A 16,793-nucleotide genomic window follows, 5' to 3' on the forward strand; every position below is an offset into this window, starting at 1 on the left:
GCTTGCGCCCGCGCGGGGCGCCGCCCCACACCACGGGTGGCTCCGGCACGTCGTGCGTTCCGTGGGTGCCGGGGTCAGTACACGGCCACGCCGTAGGCGCTCAGGGCCTCACGCACCGGCTGGTGGATCGCCGAGCCGTTGGTGCCCGTGCAGCCGGAGCTGCCCGAGTGGATGCCGAGGGCGACCGAGCCGGCGAAGTGGGCGCCGCCGCTGTCGCCGCCGGCCGAGCACGCGGTCGTACGGACCATGCCGTAGACCGGGCCGTCGCTGTAGTTGACGGTGACGTTCACGGCGGTGACCGTGCCGCTGGTCACCTTGGTGGTGGAGCCGCTCTTGCGGATGGCCTGGCCGACCACGGCGTCGGCGGCGGAGGAGATGTCCTGGAAGCCGCCGTTGTAGAGGTTGACGCTGCCGGGGGTGTTCGCCGTGTTGGTGTAGCGGACGAGCCCGTAGTCGTTGGTCGGGAAGCTGGTGCCCTCCCGTACGCCGATCTGCGCGCCGCCCGATGTCGCGGACCAGCTCGTGGCGGCGTTGGTGCAGTGACCGGCGGTCAGGAAGTACCGGGTGGTGCCCTTCTGGACGTTGAAGGCGGCCGAGCAGCGGTAGCCGCCGCCGTGGATGGCGTCGCCGCCCGCCACCTCGCGCGTGAAGGTGCCCGGTACGCGGCTGATCCGCACCGCTCCGTCGAGCGAGGCCGCGACCTTGCGCAGCCGGGCCATGTCACGGGCGGAGACGGAGGAGTCGGCCTCGACGGCGATCTGGTTGGTGCGCGGATCCAGGCCCCAGGAGGTGCCGGGGATCTTGGCGCGGGCCTCCAGTGCGGCCATGGCGGCGCCCAGTTGGGCGGCGCTCCGCTCGACGATCCGCGGTGTGGCACCGGCGGCGCGGGCGCGTTCGGCGGCGGCTTCGGAGGTGACGGTGACGATCAGCTCGCCGTTCTCCACGTACGTCCCGGCGCTGTCGGCGCCGAGCCGGCGCTCGACGGCGGAGTCGAGGGCGTGGAGGCCGGCGGGGTCGGCCGCTCCGGCGGGGGTGGCGCCTAAGCCGAGCGTGCCGAGTGTGCTGAGGACGAGAGCGGTGGACAGGGTGATGCGCGCACGGGTGGTGCGTCTCATCCCGGGTCTCCTTCGTCATGCGGCGGGTGGGGTACTCGGGAATTTGACATGTCCACCACATGAGCACAAGACCGCGCACACGAAAACCGCCCCCGTCCGGCGTGGGGGCCAGGACGGGGGCGGTGCTAGGGGACGGGCGTCAGCCCATGTGCGGGTACGTGTAGTCCGTCGGCGGGACCAGCGTCTCCTTGATGGCGCGGGTCAGCGTCCAGCGCATCAGGTTCTGCGGCGCGCCCGCCTTGTCGTTCGTACCGGAGGCGCGGCCACCGCCGAAGGGCTGCTGGCCGACGACGGCACCGGTCGACTTGTCGTTGATGTAGAAGTTGCCCGCGGCGTACCGCAGCTTCTCCATCGTGTACGCCGCCGCCGCACGGTCGTTCGCGATGACCGAACCGGTCAGGGCGTAGGCCGACACCGACTCCATCTGCTCCAGCATGGCGTCGTAGTTCTCGTCCTCGTAGACGTGGACCGCGAGGAACGGACCGAAGTACTCGGTGGTGAAGACCTCGTTCTCCGGGTCCGTGCACTCGACGACCGTCGGGCGGACGAACCAGCCGACCGAGTCGTCGTAGGTGCCACCCGCGACGATCGTGCAGGTGGGGTCCTCCTTGGCCCGGTCGATGGCGGCCTTGTTCTTGGCGAAGGCCCGCTCGTCGATGACGGCGCCGATGAAGTTCGTCAGGTCGGTGACGTCACCCATCCGGATGCCGTCGACCTCCGCCGCGAACTCCTCCTTGAAGCCGGAGTTCCAGATCGAGGCCGGGATGTACGCGCGCGAGGTCGCCGAGCACTTCTGGCCCTGGAACTCGAAGGCACCACGGGTCAGCGCGGTCTTCAGGATCGCGCGGTCGGCGCTCGGGTGGGCGACGACGAAGTCCTTGCCGCCCGTCTCACCGACGATGCGCGGGTAGGAGCGGTAGTTCTCGATGTTGTTGCCGACCGTCTTCCACAGGTGCTGGAAGGTCTTGGTCGAGCCGGTGAAGTGGATGCCGGCGAGCATCGGGTGGTTCAGGGCCACCTCGGAGACGGCGATGCCGTCGCCCGTCACCAGGTTGATGACGCCCTTGGGCAGGCCCGCCTCCTCCAGCAGCTCCATGAGCAGCACGGCGGCGTGGGTCTGCGTCGGGGACGGCTTCCAGACCACCACGTTGCCCATCAGCGCCGGGGCGGTGGGCAGGTTGCCCGCGATGGCGGTGAAGTTGAAGGGCGTGATCGCGTAGACGAAGCCCTCCAGCGGGCGGTGGTCGAGGCGGTTCCACACACCCGGGGAGTTGGCCGGCGGCTGCTCGGCGAGCAGGTCGCGGGCGTACTTGACGTTGAAGCGCCAGAAGTCGACGAGCTCGCAGGGCGTGTCGATCTCGGCCTGCTGGACCGTCTTCGACTGGCCGAGCATGGTCGAGGCGGCCATGGTCTCGCGCCAGGGGCCGGCGAGCAGCTCGGCGGCGCGCAGGATGATCGCCGCGCGGTCGTCGAAGGACATGGCGCGCCACGCCGGGGCGGCGGCGAGGGCCGCGTCGATCGCGTCCTGGGCGTCCGCCTGCGTGGCGCCCGCGAAGGTGCCGAGCACCTTGGCGTGGTTGTGCGGCTGCACGACGTCCACGCGCTCACCGCCGCCCATCCGCTTGACGCCGCCGATGGTCATCGGCAGGTCGATCGGGTTCTCGGCCAGCTCCTTGAGCTTCGCCTCGAGGCGGATACGCTCGGCCGAGCCGGGGGCGTAGGTGTGGACCGGCTCGTTGACCGGAGCGGGGACCTGGGTCACAGCGTCCATGAGTTCCGTAACTCCTTCAGTTCTTGGTGATCATCGAGCGGACGAAGAACAGCAGGTTGGCCGGCTTCTCCGCGAGGCGGCGCATGAAGTACCCGTACCAGTCGGTTCCGTACGCGGTGTAGACGCGCATCCGGTGCCCCTCGGCGGCGAGCCGCACGTGCTCGTCGCTGCGGATCCCGTACAGCATCTGGAACTCGTACTCGTCCAGTTTGCGCCCGGCGCGGCGTGCGAGCTCCTGGGTGATGGCAATCAGCCGCGGATCGTGCGACCCGATCATCGGGTAGCCGTCGCCCTCCATCAGGATCTTGAGGATCCGGACGTACGCCTTGTCGATCTCCGCCTTGTCCTGGTACGCGACGGAGGCGGGCTCCTTGTAGGCCCCCTTCACGATCCGGACCCGGCTGCCGCCGGCGGCGAGGCGCCGGGCGTCCTCCTCGGTGCGGAAGAGGTACGCCTGGATGACGCAGCCGGTCTGCGGGAAGTCCTTCCGCAGCTCCTCGTGGATGGCGAACATCGAGTCGAGGGTGGTGTGGTCCTCCGCGTCCAGCGTGACCGTGGTGCCGATGGCGGCGGCCGCCTCGACGACCGGGCGGACATTGGCGAGGGCCAGCTCGTGGCCGCCCTCCAGCGCCTGGCCGAACATGGACAGCTTGACCGACATCTCGGCCCTGGTCCCGAGGTCCAGGCTCTTGAGGTGGTCGATGAGCTCCAGGTAGGCGTCGCGCGCGGCGAACGCCTGCTCCCGGGTCGTGATGTCCTCGCCCACCACGTCCAGGGTGACCTCCAGGCCCCTGGCCGTCGTGTCCCGGACGATCGGGACGACCTGCTCGACCGTCTCACCGGCGATGAACCGGCCGACGACCTGCTTGGTGCCCGGGGCGGCAGAGACGAAGCGGCGCATCTTGTCACTGCGCGACGCGGCAAGGATCACGGGACCCAGCACGGGGCACCTCCACGGAACACGGATTGAAGGGGGCCGAAACGGAACGAATCCGTATCGGCACGGAGAACCACCGTGAAACCTAAGGATCGCTCCGATGCTCGGCCATCGACAGACGTCACGCATCCGTGCCCCGCATCTCATACAGATGTCTGAGCGGGTGGCAGAATGTCCGGGTGAAGGGCGATTACCAAGACCTGGTCGACGAGATCTCGGCGCTGCTGGGCGCCCCCGCGACGCTGGAGAACCGCGATTTCGGGCTGATCGCCTTCGGCGCCCACGACAGCGACGACGACACCGCCATGGACCCGGTCCGGACCCGGTCGATCCTCACCCGCAAGTCCACCCCCGCCGTGCGCGCCTGGTTCGAGGGCTTCGGCATCACCCGCGCGACCGGCCCGGTGCGCATTCCCGCCGCCCCGGACGCGGGCGTCTTCCGGGACCGGATCTGCCTCCCGGTCCGCCACCGGGGCGTGGTGCTGGGGTACGTGTGGCTCCTCGACGCCGACCCGGGGCCTTCGCCCGACCGGCTGACGGCGGCCATGGAGGTGGCCGGGCGGATCGGGGCGCTCCTCGCGGACGAGGAACGGGCGGACGCGGACCTCTCGCGCGAGCTGCGGGCGGTGCTGACGGCGGAGCGGGGCTGGCAGTACGACATGGCGGTCACCGCACTGCGCACGGCGCTCGGCCCCGACGCGGACGGCCTGCACGCCCTGCTCTGCGTCGCCCCCTGGCCGGCCCCCGGCACCCCCTCCGTGCGCACCGCCCCGGGCGCCGCGGCCCTGTGCACGGTGCCGTGGCCGGGGCGGGCGGAGGCACCCGGGCGGGCGGAGCCGGGCCGGGACGCCCCCGGGCCGGACGCGGGCACCCAGGGCCTCGCCGCCCTGGTCCGGCTCCGCTCGGCCGACTCCCCGGCACCCGCGCTCACCGCGGCCGCCCGCCTGCGCGACACCGCGACCGGCACGCCGGCCCCGGCCGCCGGGGCGACGCCCACGGCCGCGTGGCCCACCCGCGGCGGGGCCGCGGGGAGCGCCGGACACGGTGTCGTCGTCGGGGTGGCCGACCCGCGGCGGGGCCTGGGCGACCTCGGAGAGGCCTGGCGGGAGGCGACGGCCGCCGCCCGCGCGGCCATGGCCCAGCCACGGCTCGGCCCGCTGGCACCGTGGGCGTCGATCGGGCCGTACCGCCTGCTGACGGCGCTCCCGGCCGCCCCGGCCCACGACCGGGCGGTGCGCGCCCTGCTCGCCCCCGCCCACGCGGAACTGGCCCGCACCGCCGAGGTGTTCCTCGACCACGCGGGGCAGGCGGGCCGCACGGCCGCTGCGCTGGGCATCCACCGGCAGACGCTCTACTACCGGCTCTCCCGCGTCGAGCAGCTCACCGGCCTGGACCTCGACGAGGGCGAGGACCGCCTCCTGCTCCACATGGCCCTCAAGGCGGCCCGGCTGTGACCCGCCCGATCACCGTGCAGTGGGTGCACACCGTGTGGACCAAGGACTCGCGCGGCGGCGAGGCGGCCGCCCGGCGCCATGCCCTGCCCGTGGGTTTCCCCCTGCCGGGTGACGCCGATGGGCCGTTCTGCCACTACGTACGGATGGACGAGTGGCGGGACTTCGCCCCCGAGGCGGTGATCCGGCCGCTGGGCGACGCCCCCGTCCGGCTGCTGGAACGGGACGGGAAGCTGTCCGTCCTCCCCCGCGTGAACCCCCTGTACGGTCTGCCGCCCCGGAAGCGCCGGCCGCCCGCCGTACGGCTGGCCCCGGGCGAGTGGCTGCGCTGGCAGCTCAACTACCGCTTCAGCTCGGCGCTGGGCATCAGGGGCTGGACGTACTGGCTGGACACCTTCAACGTCGCCTACGGCCCCGTGCGCCCCGGCGTCTTCCTCGGCGAGCCGTCCCGTCTCATGGACGAGACCGGCCCGGTGCGCTGACGCACCGGGCCGGTCTGGCGATGATCGTACGAGGTCAGGCGAGGTTCACCGACCGCGCCGACGTCGCGCCGATCTCCTCGGCGACCTCCGTCAGCACGTGCGGCGGGACCGTGTCGTCGACGGTGAGGACCGCGAGCGCCTCGCCGCCCTCCGCCGCACGGGCGACCTGCATGCCCGCGATGTTGAGGCCCGCCTCGCCCAGGATGCGGCCGACGGTGCCGACGACGCCGGGACGGTCCTCGTAGCGCAGGACGACCATGTGGTCGGCGAGCGCCAGGTCCACGTCGTAGTCACCCACGGCGACGATCTTCTCGAGGTGCTTGGGGCCGGCCAGTGTGCCGGAGACCGCCACCTCCTCGCCGCCCGAGAGGGTGCCGCGCACGGTCACCACGTTGCGGTGGTCGGGGGACTCGCTCGACGTGGTCAGCCGGACCTCGACGCCGCGCTCCTGCGCGAACAGCGGCGCGTTCACGTACGACACCGTCTCGTCGACGACGTCCTCGAAGACGCCCTTCAGCGCGGACAGCTCCAGCACCTTGACGTCGTGCTGGGTGATCTCGCCGTACACCTCGACGTCCAGCCGGACCGCGACCTCGCCCGCCAGTGCGGTGAAGATCCGGCCCAGGTGCTCGGCGAGCGGCAGACCCGGCTTGACGTCCTCGGCGATGACACCGCCCTGGACGTTGACCGCGTCCGGGACCAGCTCACCGGCGAGCGCGAGGCGCACCGAGCGGGCGACCGCGATACCGGCCTTCTCCTGCGCCTCGTCCGTGGAGGCGCCGAGGTGCGGGGTGCAGACGACCTGGTCGAGCTCGAACAGCGGGGAGTCGGTGCAGGGCTCCTTCGCGTACACGTCGAGGCCCGCGCCGGCGACCCGGCCCTCCTTGAGCGCCGAGTACAGCGCCGCCTCGTCGACGATCCCGCCACGCGCGGCGTTGACGATCCGGACGGTCGGCTTCACCTTGTGCAGCGCCTCGTCGCCGATCAGGCCGAGCGTCTCGGGGGTCTTCGGCAGGTGGACGGTGATGAAGTCGGAGACCTCCAGCAGCTCGTCCAGGGTCAGCAGCTTGACACCCATCTGGGCGGCGCGCGCCGGCTGCACGTAGGGGTCGTACGCGACGACCTTCATGCCGAAGGCCGACATGCGCTGCGCGACCAGGACACCGATGCGGCCGAGGCCGACGACGCCGAGGGTCTTCTCGCTGAGCTCGACGCCCGTGTACTTGCTGCGCTTCCACTCGCCGTTCTTCAGGGCGGTGTTCGCCTGCGGGATGTTGCGCGCGGTGGCGATCAGCAGGCCGCACGCGAGCTCGGCGGCGGTGACGATGTTGGAGGTCGGCGCGTTGACGACCATGACGCCGGCCTTGGTGGCGGCGGCGACGTCCACGTTGTCCAGGCCCACGCCCGCGCGGGCGACGACCCTCAGCTTGGTGGCGGCGGCGATGGCCTCGGCGTCCACCTTGGTGGCGGAGCGCACCAGGATGGCGTCGACGTCCACGATGGCGGGCAGCAGTTCGGCTCGGTCGGCGCCGTTGCAGTGCCGGATCTCGAAGTCGGGGCCGAGCGCGTCCACCGTGGCGGGCGACAGCTCTTCAGCGATCAGTACGACGGGTTTCGAGCTCACGTGGGTCCTCACAAGTCCAGTGCGGACGGCCGTCCCGACGGCCGCATGCGGTGGAGGGGGCTTGCCGCGTGGAAGACGCACGACGCTGTGGGCCTGACGCGTATGTGTTGAGAAGTGTAGTGGTGGTGGGTGCCATCTTTTCCGCCGTCGCGGAAGGATCACCCATCCGTGGTTGGACAGTCGGTCCAATGAAGAGGGGCGGGCCCGGACACCTCGTCCGGACCCGCCGCCGCGAGGCCTACGCCTCCTCGTTGTCCACCCAGCTCATGAGCTTGCGCAGCTCCTTGCCGGTGGTCTCCAGCAGGTGCTCGGAGTCCTGCGTCTTGTACTCGTCGTACTTCTTCAGGCCGCCGTGGTACTCGTCCATCCAGTTCTTGGCGAACGTGCCGTCCTGGATCTCGGTGAGGACCTTCTTCATCTCGGCCTTGGTGGCGTCGGTGATGATCCGCGGGCCGGTGACGTAGTCGCCCCACTCGGCGGTCTCGGAGACCGACCAGCGCATCTTCTCCAGGCCGCCCTCGTACATCAGGTCCACGATCAGCTTCAGCTCGTGGAGGCACTCGAAGTACGCGATCTCCGGCTGGTAACCGGCCTCGACCAGGGTCTCGAAGCCCGCCTTGACGAGCGCCGAGGCGCCGCCGCAGAGAACCGCCTGCTCGCCGAAGAGGTCGGTCTCGGTCTCCTCGGTGAAGGTCGTCTTGATGACACCGGCGCGGGTGCCGCCGATGGCCTTCGCGTACGACAGCGCCAGCGCGAACGCGTTGCCGGTGGCGTCCTGCTCGACGGCGGCGATCGCGGGGACGCCGCGGCCCTCCTCGTACTGACGACGGACCAGGTGACCGGGGCCCTTCGGGGCGACGAGGGCGATGTCCACGCCGGCCGGGGGCTTGATGAAGCCGAAGCGGACGTTGAAGCCGTGGGCGAAGAACAGCGCGTCGCCGTCCTTCAGGTTGCCCTTGATGGACTCCTCGTAGACCTGGGCCTGGATCGGGTCCGGGATCAGGATCATGATGACGTCGGCCTCGGCGGCGGCCTCCGCCGGCGTGACGACGCGCAGGCCCTGCTCCTCGGCCTTCGCCTTGGACTTGGAGCCCTCGTGCAGACCGACGCGGACGTCGACACCCGAGTCGCGCAGCGACAGCGCGTGGGCGTGGCCCTGGCTGCCGTAACCGATCACCGCGACCTTGCGGCCCTGGATGATGGACAGGTCGGCGTCGTCGTCGTAGAACAGCTCGGCCACTGGGTCTTCTCCTTGGTGTGCTGGTGTTGCGTCCCACCGTACGGTGGGGAGGGATGTGGAAGTCGGGCGGTCTCGCTACGCGGAACGGTCGAGGGCGCGCAGGCTGCGGTCCGTGATGGACCGGGCGCCACGCCCTATGGCGATCGTGCCGGACTGGACCAGCTCCTTGATGCCGAACTGCTCCAGCATCTTCAGCATGGCGTCGAGCTTGTCACTCGAACCGGTGGCCTCGATGGTGACCGCCTCGGGCGAGACGTCCACGGTCTTGGCGCGGAAGAGCTGGACGATCTCGACGATCTGGGAGCGGGTCTCGTTGTCGGCGCGGACCTTCACCAGGACGAGCTCGCGCTGGATGGCGGCGCTGGGCTCGAGTTCGACGATCTTCAGGACGTTGACCAGCTTGTTGAGCTGCTTGGTCACCTGCTCCAGCGGCAGGTCCTCGACATTGACCACGATGGTGATGCGGGAGATGTCGGGGTGCTCGGTGACACCGACGGCGAGCGAGTCGATGTTGAAGCCGCGGCGGGAGAACAGGGCGGCGATCCGGGCGAGGATGCCGGGGGTGTTCTCCACCAGGACGGAGAGCGTGTGCTTGGACATGGTTCTTGACTCAGCTCTCTCTCAGTCGTCTTCGTTGTCGCCGAAGTCGGGGCGGACGCCGCGGGCGGCCATGACCTCGTCGTTGGAGGTGCCGGCGGCGACCATCGGCCAGACCATGGCGTCCTCGTGGACGATGAAGTCGATGACGACCGGGCGGTCGTTGATGGCGTTGGCCTCGGCGATGACCTTGTCCAGGTCCTCGGGGCGCTCGCAGCGCATCGCGACGCAGCCCATGGCCTCGGACAGCTTGACGAAGTCCGGGACGCGGGTGCCGGCGCTGGGCTGCTTGCCGTCCGCCTCGGGGCCGGAGTGCAGCACGGTGTTGGAGTAGCGCTGGTTGTAGAAGAGGGTCTGCCACTGGCGGACCATCCCGAGGGCGCCGTTGTTGATGATCGCGACCTTGATCGGGATGTTGTTGAGCGCGCAGGTGACCAGTTCCTGATTGGTCATCTGGAAGCAGCCGTCGCCGTCGATGGCCCAGACCGTGCGGTCCGGCATCCCGGCCTTGGCGCCCATGGCGGCCGGAACGGCGTACCCCATGGTTCCGGCACCGCCGGAGTTGAGCCAGGTGGCGGGCTTCTCGTAGTCGATGAAGTGGGCGGCCCACATCTGGTGCTGGCCGACACCGGCCGCGTAGATGGTGCCCTCGGGGGCGAGCTGCCCGATGCGCTGGATGACCTGCTGCGGCGCCAGGCTGCCGTCCTCCGGCTGGTCGTAGCCGAGGGGGTAGGTGTCGCGCCAGCGGCTGAGGTCCTTCCACCAGGCGCTGTAGTCGCCGGTGTTGCCCTCGGTGTGCTCGGCCTGGACGGCCTGGACCAGGTCGGCGATGACCTCGCGGGCGTCACCGACGATCGGCACGTCGGCGGCGCGGTTCTTGCCGATCTCGGCCGGGTCGATGTCCGCGTGGACGATCTTGGCGAAGGGTGCGAAGCTGTCCAGCTTGCCGGTGACGCGGTCGTCGAAGCGGGCGCCGAGGGCGACGATCAGGTCGGCCTTCTGCAGGGCGGTGACGGCGGTGACGGCGCCGTGCATGCCGGGCATGCCGACGTGCAGCGGGTGGCTGTCGGGGAAGGCGCCCAGGGCCATCAGGGTGGTGGTGACCGGGGCCTGGGTCAGCTCGGCCAGAACCCTCAGCTCGGCGGTGGCGCCGGCCTTCAGGACGCCGCCGCCGACGTACAGGACGGGGCGCTTGGCCTGCGTGATCAGCTTGGCGGCCTCGCGGATCTGCTTGGCGTGCGGCTTGGTGACCGGGCGGTAGCCGGGCAGGTCGAGCTGCGGCGGCCAACTGAAGGTCGTCCTGGCCTGGAGGGCGTCCTTGGAGATGTCGACCAGGACCGGGCCGGGGCGGCCGCTGGAGGCGATGTGGAAGGCCTCGGCGATCGTCTTGGGGATGTCCTCGGCCTTGGTGACCAGGAAGTTGTGCTTGGTGATCGGCATGGTGATGCCGCAGATGTCCGCCTCCTGGAAGGCGTCCGTGCCGATCGCCTTGGAGGCGACCTGGCCGGTGATCGCGACCAGCGGGACGGAGTCCATGTGCGCGTCGGCGATCGGCGTGACCAGATTGGTGGCACCCGGGCCGGAGGTGGCCATGCAGACGCCGACCTTGCCGGTGGCCTGGGCGTAGCCGGTCGCCGCGTGGCCGGCGCCCTGCTCGTGGCGGACGAGGACGTGACGGACCTTGGTGGAGTCCATCATCGGGTCGTACGCGGGGAGGATGGCGCCGCCGGGGATGCCGAAGACCGTCTCGGCGCCCACTTCCTCGAGAGAACGGATGAGGGACTGCGCACCCGTGACGTGCTCAACGGTGGCGGAGGACTGTCCGCCGGTACGGGCCCGCGGCTGCGGATGGTGGGCCCCGGTGGCCTGCTCGGTCATCGGCATTCTCTTCTCGAAGCTGAGGGTTTTCGCGTGGTTTAGCTGTTTTGGCGGGGTGCCAGTGCAACAAAAAACCCCTCGTGCCGTGAGGCAAGCGAGGGGAGCGCGCCGGTGTGGGTCTGCACGGCCGTGATCGGGCCGTGCTCAGCCGACGCGCTTTCCAAGTACGAGAATTCGGGTGCGCATGGCATTGACCCTCCACCCGGCGCACTGTCAGTGTCAAGTGGGTGGGACGCGAGTCTCATTATGTGAGCGAAGCGGGTGGGGTGAGCGCATCCCCGGGAGGGTGCTCGGCAGGCCGTTCGGGAGGCTGCCGGGCAGGGCGTCGGGGAGGACTCCGGGCAAGGTGTCGGGGACGGCACGGGTGGCGGAGAGGGTGTCGGGGACGGCGCCCGTGAGCGTGCCCGGCAGGGAGCCTCCGGTGAGGGCCGGGAGGGCGACCCCGCCGGGGACGGGGAATTCCTCCCTGACGAGGGCGCGGCGCAGCCGGTACTCGTCCAGGGGGCCCGAGAAGGCCATTCCCTGTCCATGGGTGCATCCCATCGCGCGTAGCGCCAGGACCTGCTCCGGTACGTCGACCCCGTCGGCGACGGACTGCATGCCGAGGTCGTTGGCGATGCGGAGCAGCCCACTGGTGATCTTGTGCAGCCGGGCCGATTCGACGACACCCTCGACCAGGCCCCTGTCCAGTTTCAGTATGTCCACAGGGAGCCGCCTGAGCGCGTTGATCGCGGCGTATCCGCTGCCGAATCCGTCGAGCGCGATCCGTACGCCGAGCCTGCGCAGGGTGGCCAGGCGCCGCTCCAGCTCGTCGAAGGAGATCCTCGGGTCACTGTCGGAGAGCTCGATGATCAGGGACCCGGAGGGCAGCTCGTACTTGGTGAGCAGGGCCTCGACGGTGCCGAGGGGCATGGACCGGTCGACCAGCTTGCGGGCCGGGAAGCGGACCGAGACGGGCGCGTGGTGGCCGAGCCCGGCGCGCTCGGCGGCCTGCTCGACGGCCTCTTCGAGGAGGCGGCTGCCGACCTCGGCGGCCCGCTCGGCGTCCTCGGCGACACGGAGGTATTCGGCCGGGGTGAACAGGATGCCCTGGGCGGAGCGCCAGCGGGCCTGGGCGGCGACGGCGGCGATCCGCCCGGTGGCCAGGTCGACCACCGGCTGGTGCAGGAGGACGAACTCCCCGTCCTGGGCCGCGGTGCGCATCCGGGTGGCCAGTTCCGTACGGCGTACGACGTCGGCCTGCATCTGGGGCGCGTACAGCTCCACCCGGTTCTTGCCGCCGGCCTTGGCCCGGTACATGGCCAGGTCGGCGTTGCGCAGGAGGTCGCCGGCGCTGATGCCGGCCTCGGCGAAGGCCACGCCGATGGACGCGGCGACCCGTACCTCCTGGCCCTCGACGCGGTACGGCTGGGAGAGCGTGAGCCGCAGCCGGTCGGCGATCTCCTGGACCCGCTGCTCGCGGGCGGACTGGTCGCGGCTGCCGTCGCCGAGGATGAGGGCGGCGAACTCGTCGCCGCCGAGGCGGGCGGCGGTGTCCCCGGCCCGTACCGAGTCCTGGAGCCGGCGGGCGGCCTGGATGAGCAGTTCGTCGCCCGCCTGGTGGCCCAGCCGGTCGTTGACGCCCTTGAAGCCGTCCAGGTCGATGAAGAGCACGGCGGTGCCCGCGTCGCCCGCGCGGCGCCCGCTGAGCGCCTGGCGGACGCGCCGGGTGAACAGGGCGCGGTTGGGCAGGTCGGTGAGCGGGTCGTGCTCCGCGTTGTGCTGGAGCTGCGCCTGGAGGCGGACCCGCTCGGTGACGTCCCGGCTGTTGAAGATCAGGCCGCCCTGGTGGCGGTTGACCGTGGACTCGACGTTGAGCCACTCGCCGGTGCCGGACTTGAAGCGGCATTCGATGCGGGTGGTGGGCTCCTGCGACGGAGGGGCGGCCAGGAACCGCCGTACCTCGTGGACGACGCCCCCGAGATCGTCGGGATGGATCAGGGAGGCGAGTTCGGAGCCGATGAGCTCGTCGGCCTCCCGGCCGTACACACCGGACGCGGCCGGGCTGACGTAGCGCAGCACCCCGTCGGGGGCGGCGATCATGATGACATCGCTCGAGCCCTGCACCAGGGACCGGAAGTGGTTCTCCTTCTGGGCCAGTTCGTGCGTGAGGGCGATGTTGTCGAGCAGCATGATCCCCTGGCGTACGACCAGGGCGAGCACGACCGTGCATCCGGTGAAGACGACGACGCGGTCCACCGTGCGGTCCTCGATGACGTTGTAGAGAATGCCGAGCGTGCAGACCGCGGCCGCCAGATAGGGCGTGAGGGCGGTGAGCGACCCGGCGATGGGTCGGGTGGGCTGACGGGACCCGCGCGGCGGAGCGGGAGCGTCGGTGGTGCGGTTGGCGCCCCAGGGGGCGTAGGCCAGCAGCAGCGAGCCGGCGAACCAGCCCGCGTCCAGGAGCTGGCCGGAGCTGTAGTGCTCGCGCAGCAGCGGCGAGGTGAACAGCGCGTCGCACAGGACGGTCAGGGCCAGCGCGGCGATCGCCGTGTGCACGGCGGACTTGTTGGCCTGGGAGCGCCGGAAGTGCAGGGCGAGCACCATGCTCACCAGCACGATGTCCAGGAGCGGGTACGCGAGCGACAGGGCCGCCCGCGCGACGCTCTCGCCCTCGAAGCGGGCGGTGTGGGCGAGGGCGAGGCTCCAGGACAGGGTGAGCAGCGAGCCGCCGATCAGCCAGGAGTCCAGCGCCAGGCAGATCCATCCGGCCCGGGTGACCGGCCGCTTGGCGAGCACCAGCAGCCCGACGATGGCGGGCGGCGCGAAGAGCAGGAAGAACAGGTCGGCGAGGGACGGCTGGGGCACGTCACGGTCGAGGACGACCTCGTACCAGCCCCAGACGGCGTTCCCGCCGGCCGCCATCGCGGAGGAGAACGCGAACAGCAGCCAGGCGGGGCGGAAGCGGCTGCCACGCGTGCGTGCGTACAGGAAGCAGGAGACGGCGGCGGCCAGCGCGGCGGCGCTGAGCCCGAAGTCGCCCATGATCAGGGCCATCTGCTCGGAGCCCCAGCCGACGGCGGCCCCGGTCGCATAGGCTCCGCACAGCACGGCGAGGAGGAGCTGGCACACCACGGTGCCGGACCCGCCCGTGCCGCCGCCGGTGGCACCGCCGGTGCCGCCGGGGACGGACGGCCGCTCGATGAGCACCCCCGGGGCGCTCACCGGACCGTCCCCTTCCGTGACGCGGCCCGGTGCTGCGGCCGGGGCGCCGGGGATCGCCGCACCGGCGGCCGGGGCGCCGCCCACGCCGGTGACGGCGCCGCCGGCCCGGCCGGCAGTGTCCGTGGCGGCCTCGGCCGGGCCGGCGACGGCGGCTGCGGCTCCGGTGGTCGGGACGCGGTCGCGGGTCGCAGTCGGCTGCCCCGTCGCGTCGGTTCGCTTGCCCATCGACCGTGCATCGCCCGTCGCCCCCCTCGGATTCTGATCGGCAATCACGTCGCTCCCCTGCGCCGCTCCGTGCTCGACGCGGCCCCCAGATCGGGACGATACACCAGGATCGTCACTCAGGGACAGGGGTGCTCTACGCTCCGTGACGATCATCAGTGTTATGGGCACGGAGGGCGGCCAGATCGCTGCGGAGCGTGTTCAGCCGGTGGTGAGGACGATGTTCCGCAACGGCGTGCGCTCGGCGAATCGGGTGAGTTGTGCGGCGACGAGACGCTTCGCGCGGGGCATGAAGGCCGATGTGCGGCCGCCGGCGTGGGGGCTGATCAGGACACCTGGAGCGTGCCACAGCGGGTGCCCCTGGGGCAGCGGTTCGGGGTCGGTGACGTCGAGCGCGGCCCTGATCCGGCCGCTCCGGGTCTCCTCCAGGAGCGCCTTGGTGTCGACGACGGGGCCGCGCGCGACGTTCACCAGGAGGGCCCCGTCCTTCATCCTCGCCAGGAAGGCGGCGTCGGCGAGGTGCTGGGTGTCGGGCGTCAGCGGCGTGGACAGAATCACCACGTCCGCGTGCGGGAGGAGGGCGGGCAGGTCGGCGAGCGCCTGCACCGGACCGCGCTCAGTGGTGCGCGCGGAGCGCGCGACGCGCGCCACCCGCGCGCACTCAAAGGGCGCGAGCCGGTCTTCTATCGCCGCGCCGACCGATCCGTACCCCACGATGAGCACGGACTTGTCGGCGAGCGCCGGGTAGAAGTCGGCCCGCCACTCCTCGCGGTCCTGCCCCCGGACGAAGTCGGGGATGCCGCGCAGGGAGGCGAGGACCAGCGCGATGGTCAGCTCGGCCGTGCTGGCCTCGTGGACGCCCCTGGCGTTGCACAGGGTCACGCCGGGCGGCAGGACGCCGAGCCCGGGGGTCACGTGGTCGATGCCGGCCGACAGCGTCTGGACGACCCGCACGGAGGTCATGGCGGCCAGCGGGCGCACCGAGATCTCGCTGCTCTTCATGTAGGGGACGACGTAGAAGACGCAGTCGGCGGGGTCGGCCGGGAAGTCGGGGCCGCCGTCCCAGAAGCGGTAGGTGAAGCCGGACTCGGCGGGCGAGGGGAGCCCGTCCACCTCGTCGGCCGGAATGGGGAGCCACACGTCAGCAGTCATGGTCAGGAGGTTAGTTTGGGGAGCGGCACGAGGAGGGGTACGGGGAGTTGGAGCGCAGGACGATCGGGGCGACGGCGCTCGAAGTAGGGGCTGTGGGACTCGGCTGCATGCCGATGAGCTGGGCCTACAGCGCGTCGCAACAGCGCGGTGACCGCTCCGTGCGCACCGTGCACGCCGCGCTCGACGCCGGGGTGACGCTGCTGGACACGGCCGACATGTACGGACCGTTCACCAATGAGCTGCTGCTGGGCCGGGTGCTCAAGGAGCGGCGGGCGGACGCGTTCGTGTCGACGAAGTGCGGGCTGCTCGTCGGGGAGCAGCACATCGTGGCCAATGGGCGGCCCGGTTATGTGCGGCGGGCGTGCGACGCCTCGCTGCGGCGGCTCCAGACCGATGTCATCGACCTGTACCAGCTCCACCGCGCCGATCCCGAGGTGCCCGTCGAGGAGACGTGGGGCGCGATGGCGGAGCTGGTGACGGCGGGCAAGGTGCGGGCGCTGGGCCTGTGCGCGATGGCCGTACGGTCCCCGCGCCGGATCGCGGCGGGGGCGGTCCGGGCGGATCTGTACGAGGGAACGATTCGGCAGCTCGAGCGGGTGCAGCAGGTGTTCCCGGTGAGCGCGGTGCAGGCCGAGCTGTCGGTGTGGTCCCGGGAGGCGCTGCCGCGGCTGCTGCCGTGGTGCGAGTCGCGGGGCGTGGGGTTCCTGGCGGCGATGCCGCTCGGCAACGGCTTCCTGACCGGGACGCTGACGCCGGGCGGCGGGTTCGAGCCGCAGGACCTGCGGGCCCGGCACCCCCGGTTCACGGCCGAGATGATGGCCGCGAACCAGCCGATCGTGGTGGGGCTGCGGCGGGTCGCGGAGCGGCACGGCGGGCAGACGGCCGGGGTGACACCGGCACAGGTGGCGCTGGCGTGGGTACTGGGGCGGGGCCGGCACGTCGTACCGGTGCCGGGGACCAAGCACGAGCGGTGGGCGGTGGAGAACGCGCGGGCGGCCCGGCTGTCGCTGACGGACGAGGACCTGGCGGAGATCGCCGCGCTGCCGCCGGCCAGGGGGTCGTGGGACTGATCCACGCCGCCCGGCCGGGATCTTCGGCGGGACACGGGAACCTGATCGGC

General features: G+C 71.4%; 12 protein-coding genes. 3 read left to right on the forward strand and 9 right to left on the reverse strand.

Features of this window, described 5'->3' with window-relative positions:
* Positions 1-74: 74 nt before the first annotated feature.
* The 3 genes from E2B92_RS25370 to E2B92_RS25380 form a co-directional block, all read right to left on the reverse strand.
* Positions 75-1,115, reverse strand: a complete 1,041-nt coding sequence (locus E2B92_RS25370) for a S1 family peptidase (RefSeq protein WP_126885224.1) — start codon at positions 1,113-1,115, stop codon at positions 75-77.
* Between the two features lie 139 nt (positions 1,116-1,254).
* Entirely contained in the window at positions 1,255-2,886 is a 1,632-nt protein-coding gene (gene pruA, locus E2B92_RS25375; RefSeq protein ID WP_126885223.1) for an L-glutamate gamma-semialdehyde dehydrogenase, read from the reverse strand.
* A gap of 16 nt (positions 2,887-2,902) precedes the next feature.
* Entirely contained in the window at positions 2,903-3,829 is a 927-nt protein-coding gene (locus tag E2B92_RS25380; protein WP_126885222.1) for a proline dehydrogenase family protein, read from the reverse strand.
* Between the two features lie 173 nt (positions 3,830-4,002).
* Between E2B92_RS25380 and E2B92_RS25385 the strand changes: the two genes are divergently transcribed.
* Both E2B92_RS25385 and E2B92_RS25390 read left to right on the forward strand, forming a co-directional pair.
* On the forward strand, positions 4,003-5,277 hold the full coding sequence (locus E2B92_RS25385; RefSeq protein ID WP_126885221.1) for a PucR family transcriptional regulator: 1,275 nt from the start codon (positions 4,003-4,005) through the stop codon (positions 5,275-5,277).
* Positions 5,274-5,756 (forward strand): hypothetical protein, encoded by a 483-nt coding sequence (locus E2B92_RS25390; protein WP_235023971.1) that lies wholly within the window; start codon positions 5,274-5,276, stop codon positions 5,754-5,756. The genes E2B92_RS25385 and E2B92_RS25390 overlap by 4 nt, the downstream gene beginning before the upstream one ends.
* Before the next feature lie 34 nt (positions 5,757-5,790).
* Here E2B92_RS25390 and serA read toward each other — a convergent pair whose 3' ends face one another.
* The 6 genes from serA to E2B92_RS25420 all read right to left on the reverse strand — a co-directional run bounded on the left by serA (position 5,791) and on the right by E2B92_RS25420 (position 15,673).
* Positions 5,791-7,380, reverse strand: a complete 1,590-nt coding sequence (gene serA / locus E2B92_RS25395) for a phosphoglycerate dehydrogenase (RefSeq protein ID WP_126885220.1) — start codon at positions 7,378-7,380, stop codon at positions 5,791-5,793.
* Positions 7,381-7,618: 238 nt separating this feature from the next.
* Entirely contained in the window at positions 7,619-8,620 is a 1,002-nt protein-coding gene (ilvC, locus tag E2B92_RS25400; protein WP_126885219.1) for a ketol-acid reductoisomerase, read from the reverse strand.
* A 75-nt stretch (positions 8,621-8,695) separates the two neighbouring features.
* Positions 8,696-9,220, reverse strand: a complete 525-nt coding sequence (ilvN, locus tag E2B92_RS25405; RefSeq protein WP_019889675.1) for an acetolactate synthase small subunit — start codon at positions 9,218-9,220, stop codon at positions 8,696-8,698.
* Between the two features lie 21 nt (positions 9,221-9,241).
* Positions 9,242-11,101 carry an acetolactate synthase large subunit gene (locus E2B92_RS25410; RefSeq protein ID WP_126885218.1) on the reverse strand — a complete coding sequence of 620 codons (1,860 nt, stop codon included), beginning with the start codon at positions 11,099-11,101 and terminating at the stop codon, positions 9,242-9,244.
* A 213-nt stretch (positions 11,102-11,314) separates the two neighbouring features.
* A complete protein-coding gene (locus E2B92_RS25415) occupies positions 11,315-14,299 on the reverse strand; it encodes a putative bifunctional diguanylate cyclase/phosphodiesterase (RefSeq protein WP_185923587.1) in 2,985 nt (994 codons plus the stop codon).
* A 423-nt stretch (positions 14,300-14,722) separates the two neighbouring features.
* The gene (locus tag E2B92_RS25420) at positions 14,723-15,673 is read right to left on the reverse strand and encodes a 2-hydroxyacid dehydrogenase (protein ID WP_185923586.1); all 951 of its coding nucleotides are present in this window, start codon (positions 15,671-15,673) and stop codon (positions 14,723-14,725) included.
* A 47-nt stretch (positions 15,674-15,720) separates the two neighbouring features.
* Between E2B92_RS25420 and E2B92_RS25425 the strand changes: the two genes are divergently transcribed.
* Positions 15,721-16,743, forward strand: a complete 1,023-nt coding sequence (locus tag E2B92_RS25425) for an aldo/keto reductase (RefSeq protein ID WP_126885217.1) — start codon at positions 15,721-15,723, stop codon at positions 16,741-16,743.
* Positions 16,744-16,793: the final 50 nt, after the last annotated feature.

This window comes from Streptomyces sp. WAC05374, from assembly GCF_004353505.1.
Lineage (GTDB): Bacteria > Actinomycetota > Actinomycetes > Streptomycetales > Streptomycetaceae > Streptomyces.

Excerpts from the sequence above, each read along its gene's own strand:
- ilvN (WP_019889675.1), bottom strand. The coding sequence starts at position 9,220 with ATGTCCAAGCACACGCTCTCCGTCCTGGTGGAGAACACCCCCGGCATC.
- E2B92_RS25420 (WP_185923586.1), bottom strand. The coding sequence starts at position 15,673 with ATGACTGCTGACGTGTGGCTCCCCATTCCGGCCGACGAGGTGGACGGG.
- E2B92_RS25410 (WP_126885218.1), bottom strand. The coding sequence starts at position 11,101 with ATGCCGATGACCGAGCAGGCCACCGGGGCCCACCATCCGCAGCCGCGG.
- E2B92_RS25370 (WP_126885224.1), bottom strand. The coding sequence starts at position 1,115 with ATGAGACGCACCACCCGTGCGCGCATCACCCTGTCCACCGCTCTCGTC.
- pruA (WP_126885223.1), bottom strand. The coding sequence starts at position 2,886 with ATGGACGCTGTGACCCAGGTCCCCGCTCCGGTCAACGAGCCGGTCCAC.